Annotated in this window: 3 protein-coding genes; 2 read left to right on the top strand and 1 reads right to left on the bottom strand. The window is 65.9% G+C overall.

All coding sequences use genetic code 11. The features are described 5' to 3' along the window. On the bottom strand, positions 1-703 hold a 703-nt coding region (locus ABYX71_RS11555; RefSeq protein WP_372696643.1), incomplete at its 3' end, for a TorF family putative porin. A 340-nt stretch (positions 704-1043) separates the two neighbouring features. On the opposite strand from ABYX71_RS11555, the gene mscL reads away from it, so the two are divergent. Together mscL and ABYX71_RS11545 are read left to right on the top strand one after the other, a co-directional pair. After that, positions 1044-1484, top strand: a complete 441-nt coding sequence (gene mscL / locus ABYX71_RS11550) for a large-conductance mechanosensitive channel protein MscL (RefSeq protein ID WP_372696642.1) — start codon at positions 1044-1046, stop codon at positions 1482-1484. Between the two features lie 141 nt (positions 1485-1625). After that, the coding region (locus tag ABYX71_RS11545) for an Hsp33 family molecular chaperone HslO (RefSeq protein ID WP_372696641.1) at positions 1626-2451 on the top strand (826 nt) is incomplete at its 3' end.

Genomic DNA, 2451 nt, shown 5'->3' with positions numbered 1-2451 from the left:
TGCCGATGCTGAACACGGCGCGGCCTTCACACCACTCGGAACCACCGAAGCATTCGTTGTTGCTCAGCTCGGTGTCGGTGTAGGCCAGCTTCAGGTCCACGCCGGCCAGGCTGGTGGCCACGTACAGGCTCCAGTTGTTGTAGTCCGGGGTGCCCCACTTGGCATTGCGCTCGATGTCCTGGTGGCCGAAGGTGCCGCCGATCTCGAACTGGCCGACCGGCGCCGACAGACCCACTTCGGTGTACAGACCCTTGCCGGTCTCGCCGAAGAAGTTCGGGCTCCACAGCACCATCAGGCTGGCGCTGACCGGACCCAGCGGGTAGCTCAGGGTCGGGCCGACTTCCCAGTAGTCGTACTTCAGGTTGGCGCTGTCCGCCACGCCCGGGTAGTTGTAGTAGATGGCACCGAACTGCCAGCCCAGGTCACCGACTTCGCCGGTCAGGCCGCCGTACAGATCGATTTCGATCTCGGCCTCGTCACCGTCTTCGAAGTCCACGTTGGAAGCCCACACGCCGGCATAAACGCCGCTGTCGTGGGAATAGTCGAAACCGCCCTGGATGGCCGGCTTCTCATCGGTCTGGCTGATGCCGCGGAACACGTAGTCGCTGGTAAGGCCCACGTTGCCGCTGATTTCGGCGCTGACGGCGCCTGCGGCAAGCAGTCCAGCCGCTGCCAACGAGGTCAGGATGGCATTCTTCATCATGAATTTATCTCCGATTGCATTCGCAATTGCCTGATTTACAGTTCCTTTGCTCCACGGAAAAGCCATCCGGAACACAAAGGGCCGCGAATTCTATTTGCAAACCCCGTGCCATGCAATCAGGCTGGATTCGCCCCCATAAACGAAGGCTAATGGCGTGAGTGCGCACCGTATTGGTGCGATCGCGAATTTTGTTGCACCAAGGCAAGGCAGTCGGCCTGGGCGCGACCCATGGAGTGCGTTTTTTGTTTGCCCGCGCGGAACAACTGAAGTAGCGTCCAGTGTACGGCCGGCGATGCACCGCCGTGCCGTCAACCCGGTCAGGGCGAGGGAGGGTGAGCACATGCTGAAGGAGTTTCGCGAGTTCGCCATGCGCGGCAATGTCGTCGACATGGCGGTGGGCATCATCATCGGCGCGGCGTTTGGCGCCGTCGTCAAGTCATTGGTGTCCGATCTGCTGATGCCGCCGGTCGGCATGCTGCTCGGCAACGTCGATTTTGCCGAGCTGTTCGTGGTGCTCAGCGAGGGTAATGTGGCGGGCCCCTACGCAACGCTGGCGGCGGCTCAGGAGGCCGGCGCGGTAACACTCAACTACGGCCTGTTCATCAACACGGTGGTCAGCTTCGTCATCGTGGCGCTGGCCGTGTTCGTGTTGATCCGCAACCTGAACCGAATGAAGCGGGCCGAGGAGCCGGCAGCGCCGACCACCAAGGACTGCCCGCACTGCTGCACCAGCATTCCGCTCGCCGCCACGCGGTGTCCGCACTGCACGTCGGCGCTGTGATGGGCGGCCGTGGGGGCCGACAGGGCGCCGGCACACCGCCAGCGATCGCGGTGCGGTAGGCGGCTATACTGGTCGGCCCTTCTGCCTTCACCCGACGTGCCCGGACGCGGCGCGGCGGGTTGTTCACAACAGTTTTTGAGCATGTCCAGCGATACCCTGCACCGGTTCACGTTCGCCCAGGCACCGGCGCGAGGGCTGCTCGTGCAGCTCGAGCGCAGCTGGGAGGACGTGCAATCGCGGCACATTTATCCGACCGCGGTGCGCGATCTGCTCGGCCAGGTGCTGGCCGGGACGGCGCTGCTGGGTGCCAACCTCAAGAGTGAGGGCCAGGTGATCGTCGAGCTGCGTGGCGATGGCCCGCTGCGCCTGCTGGTGGCGGACAGCCGTGGCGGACACACGGTGCGGGCGCTGGCGCGTTGGGGCGAGCCGCTGCTGGGCAGTGACTGGCATCGCCTGCTCGGCGACGGGCGGCTGGTGATCACGCTCGATCCACGCGGCGGCGGGCGGCGGTATCAGGGCATCGTCGAACTGGCCGACGGCGTGGCCGCCACGCTCGAGAGCTACTTCGCCAGTTCCGAGCAGTTGCCCGGACACATCGTGCTGGCCGCCGACGCGACGCGGGCCGCCGGCCTGCTGATCCAGCGCCTGCCGGCGGCGAGCGGCCCGCAGGCGGACGCGCAGTGGGACCACGTGGCCGCACTGGCCGGAACCGCGCGTCCACAGGAACTGCTCACGCTCTCGCCGCAGGCCCTGCTCGGTCGCCTGTTCGCCGACCAGGACATGCGCCTGCTGGCGGCGCAGGACATCGCGTTTGGCTGTTCGTGTTCCAGCGACCGCGTGCTGGCGACCCTGATGGGGCTCGGATGGGCCGAAATCGAGAGCCTGCTGGCCGAGCGCGGCGGCATCGATGTCGACTGCGAGTTCTGCAACCAGCACTACCACCTCGACCGCGCCGCCACCGAGCAGC

It is taken from the genome of Immundisolibacter sp. (genome assembly GCF_041625615.1).
Lineage (GTDB): Bacteria > Pseudomonadota > Gammaproteobacteria > Immundisolibacterales > Immundisolibacteraceae > Immundisolibacter.
The sequence above is the reverse complement of the archived record's forward strand: the minus strand, read 5'-3'. Positions and strand labels throughout refer to the sequence as shown.

Coding starts and splice junctions, on each gene's coding strand:
- mscL (WP_372696642.1), top strand. CDS start 1,044: ATGCTGAAGGAGTTTCGCGAGTTCGCCATGCGCGGCAATGTCGTCGAC.